The 16,870-nt window shown below is 72.6% G+C and carries 20 protein-coding genes; 1 reads left to right on the plus strand and 19 read right to left on the minus strand.

What is annotated here, in order from left to right; all coding sequences use genetic code 11:
* The 8 genes from AB0M16_RS35455 to AB0M16_RS35490 form a co-directional block, all read right to left on the minus strand.
* A partial coding sequence (locus AB0M16_RS35455) for a homocysteine S-methyltransferase family protein (protein WP_365350523.1) occupies positions 1-1,068 on the minus strand: 1,068 nt, incomplete at its 3' end.
* Positions 1,065-2,102 (minus strand): carbohydrate kinase family protein, encoded by a 1,038-nt coding sequence (locus AB0M16_RS35460; protein ID WP_365350525.1) that lies wholly within the window; start codon positions 2,100-2,102, stop codon positions 1,065-1,067. The genes AB0M16_RS35460 and AB0M16_RS35455, both read right to left, overlap by 4 nt.
* Positions 2,103-2,186: 84 nt before the next feature.
* Positions 2,187-3,395 (minus strand): methionine adenosyltransferase, encoded by a 1,209-nt coding sequence (gene metK / locus AB0M16_RS35465; protein ID WP_365350527.1) that lies wholly within the window; start codon positions 3,393-3,395, stop codon positions 2,187-2,189.
* 70 nt (positions 3,396-3,465) lie between these two features.
* Complete coding sequence (locus tag AB0M16_RS35470) at positions 3,466-3,735, minus strand: hypothetical protein (RefSeq protein ID WP_365350529.1); 270 nt, start codon at positions 3,733-3,735, stop codon at positions 3,466-3,468.
* A gap of 58 nt (positions 3,736-3,793) precedes the next feature.
* On the minus strand, positions 3,794-4,729 hold the full coding sequence (locus AB0M16_RS35475) for an alpha/beta fold hydrolase (RefSeq protein ID WP_365350531.1): 936 nt from the start codon (positions 4,727-4,729) through the stop codon (positions 3,794-3,796).
* A 103-nt stretch (positions 4,730-4,832) separates the two neighbouring features.
* Positions 4,833-5,006 (minus strand): hypothetical protein, encoded by a 174-nt coding sequence (locus AB0M16_RS35480; RefSeq protein WP_365350533.1) that lies wholly within the window; start codon positions 5,004-5,006, stop codon positions 4,833-4,835.
* The gene (locus AB0M16_RS35485) at positions 5,006-5,290 is read right to left on the minus strand and encodes an acyl-CoA carboxylase epsilon subunit (protein ID WP_365350535.1); all 285 of its coding nucleotides are present in this window, start codon (positions 5,288-5,290) and stop codon (positions 5,006-5,008) included. The genes AB0M16_RS35480 and AB0M16_RS35485 overlap by 1 nt, the downstream gene beginning before the upstream one ends.
* Before the next feature lie 170 nt (positions 5,291-5,460).
* Entirely contained in the window at positions 5,461-6,558 is a 1,098-nt protein-coding gene (locus tag AB0M16_RS35490) for an FAD-dependent oxidoreductase (protein ID WP_365350537.1), read from the minus strand.
* A 193-nt stretch (positions 6,559-6,751) separates the two neighbouring features.
* Between AB0M16_RS35490 and AB0M16_RS35495 the strand changes: the two genes are divergently transcribed.
* Positions 6,752-7,207: a MarR family winged helix-turn-helix transcriptional regulator gene (locus AB0M16_RS35495; protein ID WP_365350585.1), complete on the plus strand. Its 456-nt coding sequence runs from the start codon at positions 6,752-6,754 to the stop codon at positions 7,205-7,207.
* A gap of 114 nt (positions 7,208-7,321) precedes the next feature.
* On the opposite strand, the gene AB0M16_RS35500 is transcribed toward AB0M16_RS35495, so the two are convergent.
* From AB0M16_RS35500 to AB0M16_RS35550, 11 genes are all read right to left on the minus strand, one after another.
* On the minus strand, positions 7,322-8,455 hold the full coding sequence (locus AB0M16_RS35500) for an acyl-CoA dehydrogenase family protein (RefSeq protein ID WP_365350539.1): 1,134 nt from the start codon (positions 8,453-8,455) through the stop codon (positions 7,322-7,324).
* Complete coding sequence (locus AB0M16_RS35505; RefSeq protein WP_365350541.1) at positions 8,452-9,084, minus strand: antibiotic biosynthesis monooxygenase family protein; 633 nt, start codon at positions 9,082-9,084, stop codon at positions 8,452-8,454. Before AB0M16_RS35505 ends, AB0M16_RS35500 begins: the two co-directional genes overlap by 4 nt.
* A 14-nt stretch (positions 9,085-9,098) precedes the next feature.
* Entirely contained in the window at positions 9,099-9,680 is a 582-nt protein-coding gene (locus AB0M16_RS35510; protein WP_365350543.1) for an NAD(P)H-dependent oxidoreductase, read from the minus strand.
* A 103-nt stretch (positions 9,681-9,783) separates the two neighbouring features.
* Complete coding sequence (locus AB0M16_RS35515; RefSeq protein WP_365350545.1) at positions 9,784-10,572, minus strand: SDR family oxidoreductase; 789 nt, start codon at positions 10,570-10,572, stop codon at positions 9,784-9,786.
* A gap of 1 nt (position 10,573) precedes the next feature.
* A complete protein-coding gene (locus AB0M16_RS35520) occupies positions 10,574-11,254 on the minus strand; it encodes an antibiotic biosynthesis monooxygenase (RefSeq protein WP_365350547.1) in 681 nt (226 codons plus the stop codon).
* A gap of 12 nt (positions 11,255-11,266) precedes the next feature.
* Positions 11,267-12,037, minus strand: coding sequence for an SDR family oxidoreductase (locus tag AB0M16_RS35525; RefSeq protein WP_365350548.1), 771 nt, complete (start codon positions 12,035-12,037; stop codon positions 11,267-11,269).
* A gap of 62 nt (positions 12,038-12,099) precedes the next feature.
* The gene (locus tag AB0M16_RS35530; RefSeq protein ID WP_365350550.1) at positions 12,100-13,041 is read right to left on the minus strand and encodes an LLM class flavin-dependent oxidoreductase; all 942 of its coding nucleotides are present in this window, start codon (positions 13,039-13,041) and stop codon (positions 12,100-12,102) included.
* Positions 13,042-13,083: 42 nt separating this feature from the next.
* Positions 13,084-13,758, minus strand: a complete 675-nt coding sequence (locus tag AB0M16_RS35535; RefSeq protein ID WP_365350552.1) for a hypothetical protein — start codon at positions 13,756-13,758, stop codon at positions 13,084-13,086.
* 31 nt (positions 13,759-13,789) lie between these two features.
* Positions 13,790-14,815, minus strand: a complete 1,026-nt coding sequence (locus tag AB0M16_RS35540; RefSeq protein WP_365350554.1) for a methyltransferase — start codon at positions 14,813-14,815, stop codon at positions 13,790-13,792.
* 66 nt (positions 14,816-14,881) lie between these two features.
* Positions 14,882-16,093, minus strand: a complete 1,212-nt coding sequence (locus AB0M16_RS35545) for an MFS transporter (RefSeq protein WP_365350556.1) — start codon at positions 16,091-16,093, stop codon at positions 14,882-14,884.
* Complete coding sequence (locus AB0M16_RS35550; protein WP_365350558.1) at positions 16,090-16,857, minus strand: SDR family oxidoreductase; 768 nt, start codon at positions 16,855-16,857, stop codon at positions 16,090-16,092. The genes AB0M16_RS35545 and AB0M16_RS35550 overlap by 4 nt, the downstream gene beginning before the upstream one ends.
* Positions 16,858-16,870 lie beyond the last annotated feature (13 nt).

A 16,870-nucleotide genomic window follows, 5' to 3' on the forward strand; every position in this document is an offset into this window, starting at 1 on the left:
CTCCAGCATGGCCTCACGGAACTTCTTCGACCCGTTCGCGTTCGTCCGCTCACCGATGGCCAGGTACGACGTGTCCTGACGGAACGGCACGTGGCCGTACAGGGACGCCGCACCCGGCTCCGGTCGCGGCGCGCGGGCCGGCGGGGTCAGACCCCGTACCCGCTCCACGATCCGGCCCAGGTGCTCCGGCGTCGTACCGCAGCAGCCGCCCACCAGGCTCAGGCCGTACTCGGCCACGAACGTCTCGTGGGCGTCCGCCAAATCCTCGGCGGAGAGCGGGTAGTGGGCGCCGTCGGAGGTCAGGACCGGCAGGCCGGCGTTCGGCATGCAGGACAGCGGGATGCGCGAGTGGCGGGCGAGGTGGCGCAGGTGCTCGCTCATCTCGGCCGGACCGGTGGCGCAGTTGAGGCCGATCATGTCGATGCCCAGTGGCTCCAGGGCCGTCAGGGCCGCCCCGATCTCCGAGCCGAGCAGCATCGTGCCGGTGGTCTCGACGGTGACGGAACAGATCAGCGGCACGTCGACGCCGAGGGCGTCCATCGCCCGCCGGGCGCCGATGACCGATGCCTTGGTCTGCAGCAGGTCCTGGGTGGTCTCGACGAGCAGGGCGTCCGAGCCGCCCGCGAGCAGGCCCTCGGCGTTCTGCTGGTACGCGTCGCGCAGGGCGGTGTAGGGGGCGTGGCCCAGCGTGGGCAGCTTCGTTCCCGGTCCCATCGAGCCGAGGACCCAGCGCTGCTGTCCGGTCTTCCGCGTGAACTCGTCGGCGGCCTCGCGGGCGATGCGGGCGCCGGCCTCGGAGAGCTCGTGGACGCGCTCGGGGATGTCGTACTCGCCGAGCGCGGCCAGGTTGGCGCCGAACGTGTTGGTCTCGACGCAGTCCACGCCGACCGAGAAGTAGGCGTCGTGGACCGAGCGGACGATGTCGGGCCGGGTGACGTTCAGGATCTCGTTGCAGCCCTCCAGCTGCTGGAAGTCGTCCAGGGAGGGGTCCTGCGCCTGGAGCATGGTGCCCATGGCGCCGTCGGCGACGACGACTCGGGTGGCGAGTGCTTCGCGGAGGTCTGTCATGGCGTGCCGTCCAAGCCGTTCAGGGTGTCCAGGGTGTTCGTCGCGTGCGGGGCGCTCAGGGCGTGCAGGGCGGGGGCGAGCTCCTCGGCCGCGGCGGAGCCGTAGGAGCGCTCCGCCGTCGTCAGGAGGTGCTGCCGGTCCAGGGGGTACGCCTGGGAGCCGACGGTCGAGAGGGCCGCCGAGGCCACCACGCAGCCGAGGCGGGCGGCGGCGGGCAGCGGCAGCCGGTGGCTGAGGGCCGCGAGGAAGCCGGCCCGGAAGGCGTCGCCCACTCCGGTGGGGTCGGTGACCGGCGCGTCGGGGACGGCGTCGACGACGAGCGGGTCGTGGCCCGCGCGGTCGACGCGTACGCCCTCGCCGCCCAGGGTGGTGATCCAGGCGCCGACCCGGGCGAGCACGTCGTCGCGGTCCCAGCCGGCGCGTTCGAGGAGCAGCGCTGCCTCGTACTCGTTGGTGAACAGCCACCGGGCGCCGTCCACCAGTTCGCGCACCTGCGGGCCGTCGAGTCGGGCGAGCTGCTGCGAGGGGTCGGCGGCGAAGGGCAGGCCGAGGTCCCGGCACTCGCGGGTGTGCCGGAGCATGGCCTCGGGGTCGTTGGGGCCGACCAGGACCAGGTCGGGGCGGGGACGCCCGTAGAGGGCGTGCGCCAGGTCGATGTCCCGGGCCTCCTGCATGGCGCCCGCGTAGAACGCGGCGATCTGGTTGGCGTCCTCGTCGGTGATGCACATGAAGCGGGCGGTGCCGCGTTCGGCGGAGACGTGGACGGCGCCGGTGTCGACGCCGTGCTCCTTGAGCCACACCTCGTACTCGGCGAAGTCGGCGCCCACGGCACCGACGAGCAGCGGGTCGAGGCCGAGGCGGCCGAGGCCGAAGGCGATGTTGGCGGCGACGCCGCCGCGGCGCACTTCGAGGGCGTCGACCAGGAAGGAGAGGGAGACATGGGCGAGTTGGTCGGGGATGAGCTGGTCCGAGAACCGCCCGGGGAAGACCATCAGATGGTCCGTGGCAATGGATCCTGTCACCGCGATACGCACGTGAACTCCTGCACTCCTGTCGGTGGCCGGCGCCGGGCGGCCGGCCGGTGGTCCGGCCGCCCTGGGGTGGGATTCCTGGGGTCGTCAGTTGCCTGCGGCGGCCTTGAGCGCCTCGGCCCGGTCGGTGCGCTCCCAGGTGAAGTCGGGCAGCTCGCGGCCGAAGTGGCCGTACGCGGCGGTCCGGGAGTAGATGGGCCGCTTCAGGTCCAGGTCGCGGATGATCGCGGCCGGGCGCAGGTCGAAGACCCGGGCGATGGCCTGCTCGATGCGCTCCTGGGAGACGGTCCCGGTGCCGAAGGTCTCGACGAAGAGGCCGACGGGCTCGGCCTTGCCGATCGCGTACGCGACCTGGACCTCGCAGCGGCGGGCGAGGCCGGCGGCCACGACGTTCTTGGCGACCCAGCGCATCGCGTAGGCGGCGGAGCGGTCGACCTTGGACGGGTCCTTGCCGGAGAAGGCGCCGCCGCCGTGCCGGGCGTAGCCGCCGTACGTGTCGATGATGATCTTGCGGCCGGTGAGGCCGGCGTCGCCCATGGGGCCACCGATCTCGAAGCGCCCGGTGGGGTTCACGAGGAGGCGGTAGCCCTCGGTCTCCAGCTTGATGCCGTCCTCGGCGAGCTGGGCCAGGACGTGCTCGACGACGTGCTGACGCACGTCCGGGACGAGCAGGCCGTCCAGGTCGATGCCCGAGGCGTGCTGGGAGGAGATGACGACGGTGTCCAGGCGGACCGGGTGGCTGCCCAGGTACTCGATGGTGACCTGGGTCTTGCCGTCGGGGCGCAGGTACGGGACGGTGCCGTCCTTGCGGACCTCGGTGAGGCGGCGCGAGAGGCGGTGGGCCAGCTCGATCGGCAGCGGCATCAGGTTCGGGGTCTCGTCCGACGCGTAGCCGAACATGATGCCCTGGTCGCCGGCGCCCTGCGCGGCCAGCTCGTCGGCCGTGCCCTCGACGCGGGACTCGTACGCGGTGTCGACGCCCTGCGCGATGTCCGGCGACTGCGCGCCGATGGAGACGGAGACGCCGCAGGAGGCGCCGTCGAAGCCCTTGGCGGAGGAGTCGTAGCCGATCTCCAGGATCTTCTCGCGGACGAGTGTGGCGATGTCCGCGTACGCGGCCGTCGTCACCTCGCCGGCGATGTGGACCTGGCCGGTGGTGATCAGGGTCTCCACGGCGACGCGCGAGGCCGGGTCCTGGGCGAGGAGGGCGTCCAGGATGGTGTCGCTGATCTGGTCGGCGATCTTGTCGGGGTGGCCCTCGGTCACGGATTCCGAGGTGAACAGACGGCGGGACATGTCTCTCCAGGAAAGTGGGTGGTGACGGCGGATCGGTGGGTGGTCGCGCGCGACGCCGCGCGCGGGGGGTTCAGTCGGTGCCGCGGAAGATCCACGGGTCCGGAGCCTCGTGCTCCTCCCCGGCGAGCAGCGCGGGCCGGACGACGGCCGGGGCGAGGACGGGGTCGTCCTCGGCCGGCACGCGGTGGCCGACGGCCGGGTCGACGGGGTGGGCGCACGGCGGCGCCGCGTGGGGGGCGTCCGTCGGGATCTTGTGGTGGTCGCACGTCGGTACGACGACGGGGCCGCGGGCCAGGACGTGCTCGGCGTTCTCGCGAGTGTCAAGCGTGTCGATGCTCATCTCTGCCTGTCTCTCGGTGGCTTCGGCGGCTTCGGTGGCTCGTGTCTCCGATCGGGGGTCACGGCACGGGGAGCGGCAGGCTCACGGGCGGCCGGTCGGCGGGCCGCCGGGCGGGCGCCGCGTCCTTGGCGAGCAGGCAGTCCTCCAGGAAGCCGAGGGCCTTGAGGTGGTAGGTGCGGGCCGCCCAGCCGAGGCTCAGGTTGTGCCCGGCGTCCGGCTGGTGGGCGATCACGGTGGTGGGGGCGCCCAGCGGACGTCGTAGGGCGGTCAGGGCGTCGTCGTCGAACAGCCACCACTGCTCCTGCTCGGCGAAGGTGAAGCGGACCGGGATCCGCACCCGCCGGGCGATCGACGGATACATGTGGGGCCACAAAGGCCCCTCCTGGGCCTCCAGTTCGGGCACCGGGGAGACCAGGTGCCGGCCCTGCCGGAAGGCGTCCGGCGGGTAGAGGCGCAGCGAGCCCCAGTGGCGGCGCCAGTCCCCGTGCCCGTTCTGCCCGGGGAGCTGGTCGGTGGCCACGGCGAGGCGGCTGCCCAGTCCGGAGATGTCCAGGCCGAGCAGCCCGTCGCCGCGTTCCTCGGCGGCCGCCGCCAGGGCGAGCTTGCCGCCGTTGGAGTGGGCCACGAGGAAGACGCCCGCGCCGGTGTCATGAGTGGCGGCGAAGTCGGCGAGGCCGTCGTGCAGCGTCGCCGCCTGCTGCGCCAGGGACTGGCCGCGCGGCAGCCACGGCGCCGAACTCCCGTAGCCGGGGCGGTCGACGGCGAGGACCGTGTAGCCGAGGTCGGCACCGAGGGCGAGCAGCGAGAGTCCGGGGCGGGCCCGGCTGTCGAAGTAGCCGGCGCGCATGCCGCCGCCGTGCACCGCGACGACGACGGCCCTCGGGCGCTCGTGCGGCGGCTCGGCGATCAGCCCCGACAGGGGGATGCCGGCGGCGTCGAGGGTGATCTCGCGGGTCCCGGAGGGGGCGGCATCGGTGGTCAGCAGGTCTGGCATGGGTCAACTCCGGGCGTTAGGTGGTCTCCGGGTGCGCCCGGTGCCTCGGGTGCTCCGGGTGTCCCGGGTGCGCCGGCCGCCGCCCTGGAAGCGCGTGCCGCCCTCATTTCCTGACCGTGGCCAGGCACCGGGTGAGGCGGCGGCGCACCAGGCGGCGTACCAGATGGTGGACGGGGACGCCGGGCTCACCGGGGTACGGCGGCACCGTGCGCGCCGCGGTGCCCAGGGGCGCGCCCGGGTCGCCGGCCGCGGCTGCGCCGGTGGCGTACGACCCCATCAGCGGCGGGCGTCGTCGCGCCAGCTGCGGGGCGTTCCGGTGCGGGTGCGGCGCTCGAGCCGCCGCCAGCGCGCGGTGCGGCGGCCGCGCGGGTCCGTGCCCTCGCCGGGGTCGGCGTCGGCGTCCTGGCCGGTGAGGGCGGCCGTGCGGGCGAGCAGCACGGCGGTGAGCGCGGCGAGTTCGGTGGCGTCCGGGCTGCCCTTCTCGATGCGCAGGAAGGTGTCGGCGGCGCCGGTGGCCGGTGTGCCGGGTGCGTCGGGTGTGGTGTCGGCGGAAGCCGTCATGGGCGTCGTCTCCGTGGTCGTAGGAACGGATCGGGAAACGCGAACGCCGCGCGTGCTCGCCGGTCCGTGGCGGGGGATCCAGGGGGACCGGCGAGCTCGCGCGGCGAGCTCGGGTGGTGCGGTGGTGCTATGGGGTTGTGGTGTGGAGCGTCGGCCGGTGCCGGCGCGCGTCAGGCGGCCGTGGGGCCCAGGGTGCCGACGAAGCGGCCGGTGAAGAGGTCCTGGCCCTTGTACTGGGAGACCATCTCGGCCGGGGCGACGAACGGGCCCTCGGGCGAGGGCAGCTGGCCGACGCCGCCCTTGGTGCCGAGCGGCAGGAGGATCATCGGGAAGCCGAGCGGCTGGTAGGTCTCGGTCGGCTCCTCGCCCTTGATCTGGGCGATGATGTTCTTGGCGACGACCTCGGCGTGCTGCATCGCGTAGCCGGCCATCTTCGCCTCGGCGAGGTCGGTGATGTCGCCGACCGCGTAGACGTGGTCGTGGCCCTTGACGTTGAGCTTCTCGGTCACCTCGACCTGGCCCTGCGCGTTGAGCGTGGTGAGCTTGCCGTCGGCGAGGTAGTCGTTGTTGATCGTGGTGCCGAAGGCGCGGTACCAGACGTCGGCGGAGATCTCGTCGCCGGCGGAGGTGGTGACCGTGAAGGCACCGGCCTGGCCGGACTGGGTGCCCGGCTCGGCGGTCAGGCTCGTGCCGAGGCGGACCTCGACGCCCAGCTCGGCGAGCTGCTTGTGCAGCTCCTCGACGACCTCGGGCTTGAAGCCGGGGAGCAGCTCGGTGGCGGGGTCGACGATGGTGACCTGCTTCTCCGGCCAGACCTCCTTGATCTCGCCGGCGAGCTCGAGGCCGACCGGGCCGGCGCCGAGGATCAGCACCTTGTCGGCCTGCAGCAGCTCCTTGTGCGAGGTGCGGAAGTCCTCCAGCGCCTCGCTGGTGTCGGGGGCGGCCGGGTTGGCCGGGTAGGCGTAGTTCGAGCCGGTGGCCAGGACCACGTAGTCGGCGGCGACGTGCTCGCCGGAGGCCAGGGTGACACCGGTCGGGTCGACCGAGACGGCGCGGTCCTGGACGACCTTGCCCCGGGTCACCAGCGTCTTGAACGGGAAGAACATGTTGGGCGCCCACTCGGGCTGGGCCAGCGCGCGCAGCGACCCGGCCACGTTGGCGAAGGCGTCACGCGGGTCGATCAGGACGACCTCGGCCTCGGTCTCGAGGGCCTTGGCCACCGCGGCGCCCCCGTAGCCTCCACCCACAACGGCGACAGTACGACTCATGATTCACACTCCACAAACCTATGAAATTGCGTCGGGTTCTGATGAAAGACGCTAGTGGTTCGCACTGCGAACCACAACACATAAGAAGTTCAAGAACTACAGATCTTTGTTAAGAACTGGAAGTTCCTGCTACGAACTTTCGATATTCGCGTGCTACGCTGTGCGCGTGGCCAAGCATGAAGACGACGGCAGGATGGGGCTCGCGGCCGCACTGGTGCGGTCCTCGTTCCTCGTGAACGCCGTGTATGCCCAGGCGGGCCGTGAGCACGGCCTCACCCCGCAGCAGGGTCAATTGCTGTGCGTATTGATGGCGCAGCCGTACGGCATGGGCGCCCTGTGCTCGATGCTCGGTCTCGCGAAATCGAGCCTCACCGGACTCGTGGACCGCACCGAGAACAACGGTCTCGTCCGGCGCGAGCCCGACCCGCACGACAGCCGTGCGGTCCGGGTGGCGCTCACCTCGCGGGGCGCCCGGCTCGCCGACCGCTTCTACACCGACGCCTGCCGGCGCATCGAGGAACTGCCGGCCGGCCTCGACCCGGCGGAACGCGACGCGCTCAACGGTCTGCTCGCCCGGGTGGTCCTGGACAACGACGGCCCCGTGGTCTTCGTGGAACCGGACCACGGGGCTGCCGCCGCCCGCGGCTGAAGGGCCCGCACGCCCTCACCGCCGCACGTCCTCGGAGGCCCGCACGCCCCGAGGACCGTCTCATCGTGCCGAGGCCCGACTCTTCGCGCCGAGCGGCCGAGCGGCCGAGCGGCCTCAGGCCGCGACCAGCTGCTGCGTGAACGCGAGCGCGGCCGGCTCGAACTGCAGGGCCGCGTGCGAGCCGGCCGCGTGCACGTCCCGCCAGATCCGCTGCATCGGATGGTCCGTCGCCTGCCCGCGGGTGCCGCTCACATGGAACAGCCGGTCCACCGCGCCGACCAGGATCTCCACCGCGAGGGTGGCGTCCCGGTGGCTGCGGACGGCCACGCCGTCCTCGGCGAGCCGGCCCAGGTCGGCCGTCTCGGCGACCCGCGCGAGCAGCAGCGCCGCCGCGTCGATCTCGCCCGCCGCGCGGGTGTACGCGATCCGGGCCGAGTCCCTGGCCGCCGCCCGGGCGACGCTCGGCGGCGTGGCGAGCTGCTGCTCGACCAGGCGCAGCGCGGCGCGGGCGGCGCCGAGGACGGGCGCCGCGAACGTGAGCCCGTTCACCGCGAACAGCGGCGCCGTGTGCACCGAGGAGCCGGTCTCCTCCGGCAGGACGCCCTGCCGCATGTCGTCCCAGACGAACGAGCGGTACTCCGGCACGAACGCCCGCTCCACGAGCAGGCTGTGGCTGCCGGTGGCGCGCATGCCGAGCGTCGACCACGACACCTCGTGCGTGAACGAGTCCTTCGGCACGGCGAACACCCGGATGGAGCGGTCGCCCGGCCGCGGCGGCGCCGAGCTGAGCAGCGCCCAGTCGGCGAACTCCACACCGCTGACGTAGAGCCACTTGCCGGACAGCTCCCAGCCGCCGTCCACCGGCTCGGCCGCGACGCCGGCCGCGACCATCGAGCTGACGACGCGGGTGTCGGCGCCCTTCGCCCACAGCTCCTGCCGCCCCTCGTCCGGCAGGAAGGCGGTGAACCGCCCGTTGTACGCCCACAGGGAGGCGAGCCAGGCGGCGGACGTGCAGCCCTCGCCGATCGCGGCGACGGCGCGCGTCAGCGCGTCGAACGTGGCGGTCGCGGCGGCCTTGCCGTCCGGACGGACCGGCGCGAACGCGCTGGTGAACCCGGCCGCGGCGAGAGCCTCCACGGTCCCCTGGCCGAGCCGTCCCGCGGTGTCGGCGCCGTGGGCGCAGTGCCCCGCCGTGCCGGCCGCGGCCTCGAGGGCCTCGGTGTCGTGCCATGCTCCCTCGCGGCTCACACGCGCTCCCTGATGTACTCGATCTCGCCGAAGTAGAGCTCGACGGTGACGCCGTCGAGCTCGTCCAGCGGGGACGGCTGCTTCGGCCGGTCGAGGAAGGCGCGGAAGCTCTCCTCGTCCTCCCACTGCGCGTACTTGACGACGTGCTCCCCGGACAGACCGCGGTGCACGGCGTGGGACACGTAGCCCGGCGTCGTCGCGAGCTCCGGCGGGTCGTACGTCATCTCCTTGAGCACCTCGGCCTGGTCCTCCGGCTTCGCCTTGACCACGATGACCACGGTGAAGCGGCGCTCGTCGAGGGAGATACGGGGCTCGGGGTGCCAGGTGTGGACGACCTCGCACGGGATGTTGTCCAGGCGGGAGACGTTCAGGGCGCTGCCGAGCCGGCCCTTCGTGGCGCGCTCGCTCATGAAGGCGTCGTACGCCTCCTGGCTCTCCCACTGCGCGTAGTTGACGACGGACCGGCCGTCGAGGCCCCGGTGGAAGTTGCCCGAGACCAGGCCGGGCTGGACGTTCGCCGGCGGCAGGCTGCGCCACTGGTCGAACAGCACCTGCTGCCCTGCCGGGTCCTCGGTGTGAAAGATGTTGAACAGCGTGAAGTAGCCGTCCTCCACCCTGATGGAACTCATGACTCTCCCTGGTCTCAGGCGGCGTAGGGGCGGGCGGTGCGGGCGTCCTTGAGGGCGGACGCCCACCACTGGAGCTTTTCGAGCATGACCTTGGCCGGCACGGCGGCGTCCGGCGCGCGCAGGACGCCGTCCTCGCCGATGTGCTGCCAGACACCGTGGAAGCTGACCGTGTCGCGGATGGTGGCGGCGTGCAGCTCGGCGAACACCAGGCGCAGCTGCTCGACGGCCCGCAGTCCGCCGGACAGTCCGCCGTAGGAGACAAAGCCGATCGGCTTCGCCGACCATTCGGCGCGGTGCCAGTCGATCAGGTTCTTCATCGGTGCGGTGAAGCTGTGGTTGTACTCCGGGGTGATCACGACGAACGCGTCCGCCGAGTCGAGCCGCTCGGCGACGGAGGCGAGCAGCACGGCCGATTCGGCCCCGGGCTCCTGCGTCAGCGACAGCGGCAGTTCCACGTCGGCCAGATCGAGGACGTCGACGTCGAACATCGCGCAGGACTCGGCCTCCTCGACGAACCAGCGCGCGACGGCCGGACCGGTGCGGCCCACGCGGGACGAACCGATGATCACGGCAAGGCGCAGTGTTTCCTCGGACATGTTTTTCCTTCCTGTGAGCCAGTACCGGGCACGGCGAGGGGAACGGGGATCGGGTGCGGGGCGCGCGGGGGCAGCGCCCCGCACCCGGGGGGACGCTCCGTCGTCAGGGACGGGCGCCGTGGCGGATCGCCTGCATCTGGCCCACCCACACGTCGGCGTCGGCGGCCCGCTGCCGGAAGGACTCGGCCGAGCCCTGGTGCGTGAACACGTGGATCCGGTTCTCCTCGATCGCCTCGATCGCGGCCTTGGCCACCTGCTCGGGCTCCAGGACCTCGGAGACCTCCTTCAGCTTCGCCAGCTGCTCGTTGCTGCTGACGCTGGCGGCCAGCATCGGGGTGTTGACCGCCTGCGGCATCAGGCACGAGACGCCGAGACCGAGGTGGCCGTACTCGACGGCGAGGTACTCGGCGAACGCGACGGCGCCCATCTTGGCCACGGAGTACGGCGCCGCGCCGAACGCGGTGAGCACGCCGCAGGCCGCGATCGTCTGCACCAGGTGCCCGCGGCCGGCCTCCAGCATCGCCGGCACCACGGCGCGGGCCGCCCACACGTGGGACATCATGTTGACGTCCAGCGCGCGCTTCCAGTCCTCGTCCGAGGCCTCGTGGCTGCCGGTCACGGTGAGGCCGGCGTTGGACACGAAGATGTCGACGGAGCCGAAGCGTTCCCTGGCCCGGTCGACCAGGTTGCGGATCGACGCCTCGTCGGCGACGTCCGCCTGCACCGCGAGCGCGTTCGCGCCGATGCCGGCCGCCACCCGCTCGGCGCCGGCGGCGTCGATGTCGGAGACGACGACGCCCTTGGCGCCGGCGGCGACCAGGGCTTCCGCGATGGCCTTGCCGATGCCGCTCGCGGCACCGGTGACCACGGCGACACTGCCTTCGACCTTCATGTCACAGGCTCCCGAACGGGTTGGTGATCACGTAACGCCACTCGCCGCGGGCGTTCTTCTTGAGGACGTCGAGACCGCGTCCGGTGCCGGTCATCTCGGGCTTCGAGGGGACCTCGATGCTCCAGTCGATGACGAGCGCGGCGGTGTCGCCGACCACATAGGTCTCGGCGACCTTCGCCGACAGCTGCGGCTCCAGCTTCAGGAACTCGACGACGGCGGCGCGGTGCTCGGCGCCGCTGACGGCCTTGCCGGGCTCCCACACGGCCGCGGCACCCGGCGCGTACACCGCCATGATCGCGTCGATGTCGCGGGCGGCGTAGGCGTCCAGGTACCGCTGGTTCATCTCGGCCGGGTCGGCCGGCTCCGACACGGCGCCGGGGACGGAGCCGGTCAGCGTCAGCTGCCGCACCTCCAGCTCCTTCGCCAGGTAGGCCTCGCGGCCCGCCAGGAACTCCTGCATGTAGGCCTGCGCGAGGTGCCGGTCAAGGTCCTCGCGGGTCGCCCAGATCTCGTAGAACACGAAGAGGGCGGGGTCCTGCGCGTCCTGGTTGATCCAACTGCCGATGCAGCCGGGCTCGTTGCGGGACCGCTCGGCGAAGGAGACGAGCAGGGCGCCCAGTTCCTCGGCCTTCTCCGGCTTGGCGTGGGCGAAGCCCACCGCCGACTGGATCTCGTTCTGCATGGTGGGGGCTCCTCAGCCGAGAAGGGTGCCGCCGGTGGCGTCGACGAACGAACCGGTCATCCAGCGGGCCTCGTCGGACGAGACGAACGCGACGATGTCGGCGACCTCGTCGACCGTGCCGACCCGGTTGAAGGCCGACAGCGCGGACATCTGCTTCAGCGCCTCGGGGTCCTGGAACACCGGGTCCCCGTTGTCGGTGACACCCGGGGCGACCGTGTTGATGGTGATGTTGCGCGGGGCCAGGACCGGGGCCATGTGCAGGGTGATCTGCTCCAGGGCGCCCTTGCTCATCGCGTACGCGATCTGGATCGGGAAGGCGGAGTGGGTGACGCCGGAGGAGACGTTGACGATGTGGCCGCCGTCCGGGATCAGCTCCAGGGCCTTCTGGATGAGCAGGAACGGCGCCTTGGCGTTGATGTTGTAGCAGTTGTCGAGGATCTCCTCGGTGACCGAGGCCGGGCCGGCGCCGGCGAAGCCGGTGGCGGCGGCGTTGTTCACCAGGATGTCGAGCCGGTCGGAGCCGGTGAGCTCGACCAGGCCGGCCTTGGTGCCGTCGAGCAGCTGCTCGATCGCACCGGGCTGACCGAGGCTCGCCTGCACGGTGAAGGCGCGCCCGCCGGCCTCCTCGATGAGCGCCACGGTCTCCTTCGCGGCGGTCTCGTTGCCCGAGTAGTTCACGGCGACGACGGCACCGTCCTGCGCGAGGCGCAGGGCGATGGCGCGGCCGATGCCCCGGCTGGCGCCGGTGACGAGCGCCGTCTTGTTCTCAAGCCTGTTGCTCATGGAAGAACCCTTCGAATGGAGAAGTCTGCGGAATGCGGTGAGGAGCGGCGTACGGGCCGGGGTCAGGCGCGGTGCTTCGCGACGGCCTCGCGCACGGCCGGCGCGATCTGGCCGGCCCACTGGCCGAGGGACGCCGGGTCGGGGGTGCCGCCGCGGGGGGAGAAGAGCATGAAGCCGGACGCGCCGTGCTCGACGACGGCGCCGGTCAGTTCCTCGATCCACTGGTCGACGCTGCCGCCGATCCAGCGCCCGTCGCGGTCACGGGTGGTGGCCAGCGGCCGGTCGGTGATCTGGCCGGGGAAGTTGAAGATCGTGCGGACCTCGCGGGGGTCGCGGCCCACGGAGCGCGCGGCCTCGTCGACGACCGGACGGGACGCGCGGTAGCGCGGGCTGAGCCAGTCCGCCGCGTGGCCGGGGATCCAGCCGTCGGCCACCCGGCCGGTGGCGGCGAGCGACTTGGGGCCGACCGAGCCGGTCCACACCGGAGGGGCCGGGACCGGCGCCGGTTCGATCTGCTCGACGCGGTAGTGGCGGCCCTGGAAGGTGACCGGCGGGCCGCCGCCGGACAGCTTCTTCGCGAGGACGATCGCCTCCTCGAAGGCCTCCACGGCCTCGGCCGGGGAGAGCGGATCGACGCCCATGTCGGCGATCCGCTCCCACAGGCCGCCGGCGCCCATGCCGAGCACGACCCGGCCGCCGGAGAGCGCCGACAGCGTCGTCACGGTGCGCGCCAGCATCGCGGGCGGCCGCGTCGGCAGGTTGCTGACGTTGGCGAATCCCGCGAGGTGCTGCGTGCGGCCGATGACGAAGCCGACGGTGGCGTACGCGTCCAGGCGCTGCCCCACGTAGGGGTGGTCCGACAGGGAGAAGAGGTCGAGCTTCTCCCGGTCCGCCAGTTGGGCCATCTCGAGCAGCGTCGGCGTGTCGCCGATGACGCTGTGGGCGCCGAAGCCGAAGACGACGTCGCGCGAGGTGGGTGCGGACCAGGTTGACGGTGTTGCCAAGGGGAATCGCCCTTCACTTCTGTACGGGCCAGGCCGTACGGGTCACTTGGTGCGGGTGGTGTGGAACTCGTAGCGGCGGCCCGCCCCGGCCTCGGCCTGCCCCATGTACTCCAGGAGCGGTTCGATCTCCGCCTTGATGTGGACCAGCGCCTCGGCCTCGGACGCCCACTCGGACAGCAGGAAGATCCCGTCGTCGGCCGTGGAGACGTGGAAGTTGGCGGCGATCGCCCCGGGGTAGGAGCGGTCCTCGCCGACGGTCTCCTCCTCCTGACCGAGCAGGCCGTCCACCCAGGCGCGCGCGGTCTCGCCGGGACGCATGGCGAAGAACGCCGCGGGATAGCAGCCGACCTCGGGGAGCGGGTCGGGCAGCACGGTGGGCTGGACCCGGCGGTACAGCCGGAACGTGGCCGGCTCGCCCGGCTCGTAGCCGAGGGCCCGCCAGTCCGGACGCAGCGGGTCGAAGCCCTTGACCAGGGCCTCCTCGTCGCCGGCGTCCGCAGCCCACTGGGCGTAGGTCAGCAGCGACGTGCCGTCGGTTCCGTAGAACAGGGACAGGGTCTCCAGGCCCTCGGGCCACTCGGCGGACTCCCACCGGGCGACGACCGCGGCGCCCGCCTCCCGCAGGCGCTCGGGGGTGCCGGCGGTGACCTCCTCGACCAGGGCGATGGTGATGTCAGGGCGGCCTATCTCCGGCCGGACGTCCGACGTGCTCGGCATCGTCGACTCCTCACGTTTCCTCGGGCCGGGGTCAGGCGCGCTTGCGGCCGATGACCAGGACGTCCTCGTGCAGCCCGGCGACCTCGACGGTCTCGGGCCAGAAGCCGGCCTCCCGCAGCCAGCCGTGCAGCTCGTCGGCGGAGTACTCGTGGCCGCCGCGGGACCAGACGAGCATGGTGAGACCGGCCAGGGCCCCGTGCATCGACGGCTGCTCGCCGCCCGCCATCGGGTCGTAGACGAAGACGGCGCCGCCCGGCTCCAGTGCGTCGTAGGCGCGCTTCAGGAGGGCGATGCGGTCCTCGACGCCCCAGTTGTGCAGGACGTGGCCGAAGACGAGGACGTCGGCCTTCGGCAGGTCGTCCTTGAAGAAGTCACCGCCGTGGAAGGTGAGTTCGGAGTCGCCGAGCCGGGCCATGTGCCGCTCGAAGGCGGACTGCAGCGGCGGCAGGTCGAAGACGGCGCCCTTCAGGTGCGGGTTGTGCTGGACGACCTCGTGCGCGAAGTTGCCGCGGGCGCCGCCGATGTCGACGAAGGAGGTGTAGCCGCTCCAGTCGACGCGGCTCAGGGCCTGTGCGATCGGCGCGCTCAGCAGGTCCATGCTGTCGAGGAAGCCGTCGGTGGCCTCGGCGTCGGCGTACAGGGTGTCGTACGGGTTGCCGGCGACCGCGGCCTGGTTCTGCGGCTTGCCGGTGCGCAGCGAGTCGGCGAGGCCGTTCCACGCGGGGTTGAGCTCCTGCTCGCAGAAGTGCAGGTAGCCGCCGAGGTAGGCGGGACGGCCCTTGACCAGGAACGCGTCGCTGACCGGGGCGTTGGTGAACGTCCCGTCGGCCGTCTCCAGCAGGCCGAGGTGGACGAGACCGGCGAGCAGGTCGTTGGTGCCGCGCTCGACCAGGCCGAGCCGCTCGGCCAGCTCGGCGGTGGTCGCCGGGCCCTTGGACAGTTCGGTGAAGAGGTCGTACTCGACGGCCGCGAGCAGGATCCGCGACTGCCAGGAGCCGAGGATCAGGCCCATGATCGGGCCGGGGTTCACGGAGCTGTCGGGAGTGTCGACTGCCATGGCGGAGAGCCTCCTTGAGGTGATGACGCGAGGGGTGGTGCGGGTGGGTGCGAAGCGTTCTTCGGATCAGGGAGCGGTACGGGCCGGCCGGCGCGCGAGCACGGCGACGAGGCCGAGGGCCCCGACGGCGGTGACGAGCGCCGCCGCCGGACGGGGGCCGCTGCCGTACGTGAGGAGCAGGGCGACCAGCGGCAGCAGCACGGCGGCGCCGAGCTGGACGGCCGCCTGGTACAGCGACACGGCCGCGCCGCGGTCGGCCGGGTCGAGCCCGGCCGTCGCCCGGGCGTTCAGGGCGACGAACGCGCAGCAGAAGCCGGCCTCGACGAGCAGCAGGACCGGCAGCGTCCCGAGGGCGTAGGAGCCGCTCTCGGGACGGGCCAGGTGGAGCACGTAGCCGAGGAGCGGGAACAGGGCGCCGAGCGTCACGAGCCGGTGAGCCCCGTAGCGGGCGATCAACCGGCCCGCGAAGGGCACGCTCAGGGCGAGCGGCACGCAGGCGGGCAGGAGCGCGAGCGCCGACCGCCAGGGTGACCAGCCGAAGCCCTCCGCCATCCGGAAGACGACCAGGAGGAGCAGCGCCTGGTAGGTGCCGTTGAGGCAGGCGGCGCCCAGCGCGGACCGCGGCAGCCCGCCCCGCCTCAGCAGGGCGGGGCTCGGCAGCCGCGCCGGACCGCCGCCCTGCTCGCGCGGCAGCACGTACGCGCCCGCGACCAGCAGCACCAGGGCGACCGGGGCGGGGAAGACGAAGACCCAGCGCCAGTCGGCCTCCAGGAGGCCGCCGGCGAGGAGCAGCCCTGCGGTGAAGCCGGCCGCGCCGAACATCGAGTACACCGACAGGGCCCGGCGCCGCTCGGGACCTTCCGGGAACAGGTCGTTGATGATGGCGAGTCCGGTCGGCGCGGTCAGCGCCGCGCAGCAGCCCTTCACGACGCGGACGGCGATCAGCAGCGCGGGCCCGCCGGCGAGGCCGCCCGCGAGGGAGGCCACCCCGAACAGCAGCATCGCGCCCAGATAGGCCCGTCGGCGCCCGATGCGGGCGCACAGCGCGGGGCCGACCAGCAGCAGCGCGGCGAAGCCCAGCGCGAAGCCGCTCATCAGCCACTGCGCGCCCCACGGCGTCAGGTCGAAACGCGCGGCGAGCGTGGGCAGGGCGATGAGGATGACGGACACCTCGATCGCGTCCAGCAGCATGTTGCCGGAGAGCACGAGCAGCCGGGACCACTGGCGCGCGTCCCAGCGCACCCCCGCCTCCGGTACCGGGACGGCGGTGGCGGTCACCAGTCCAGCACCTGGCCCTCGGGCGTGCCGTCCTCGCCGAGGAACAGGGCGGTGGGCCCGTCGTCGGGGAGGGTGGCGAGCAGCACCGGGACGTGCGCGCCCTGCTCGGTGGTGAGCCGGCCGTGGTGCCCGTTGATGTCGGTGGCCACGAAGCCGGGGGAGGCCGCGTTGACGAGGATGCCGGTGCCGCGCAGCTCGTTCGCGTACGCCAGGGTGACCGCGTTCAGGGCGGTCTTCGACGACGCGTACGAGAGCAGCATGACCGGGAACTCGCCCGGCGGGTGCTCCCCGGTCTGGTCGAGGTTCTCTGCGGCCGACTTCAGCGAGCCGATCGCGCTGCTGACGTTGACGATCCGGGCCGAGGGGGCCTTGCGCAGCAGCGGGAGCAGGGCGTTGGTGACGGTGACGACGCCGAAGACGTTGGTCTCGTAGACCGTGCGGACCTGCTCCGCGGGGGTCTCGCTGGGCAGCTGCATGGGGCCGCCGACGCCGGCGTTGTTGACCAGGACGTGCAGGACGCCCGCCTCGTCCGCCAGCCGCTCGGCGGCGGCCGCGACGGAGGTCTCGTCCGTGACGTCGAGCTGCAGGAATCGCACGTCGAGGCCGTCGGCGGACAGGGCGGCGGCGGTCTCGCGGCCGCGCCGCTCGTCACGGGCCCCCAGGTAGACGGTGTGGCCGCGCTCGGCGAGCTGCCGGGCGATCTCGCGGCCGATCCCCTTGTTGGCTCCGGTGACGACGGCGACGCGCGCGGGGTGGGCGGACATGGCTTGCCTCTCG

Source organism: Streptomyces sp. NPDC051921 (genome assembly GCF_040680975.1).
Classification (GTDB): Bacteria; Actinomycetota; Actinomycetes; order Streptomycetales; family Streptomycetaceae; genus Streptomyces.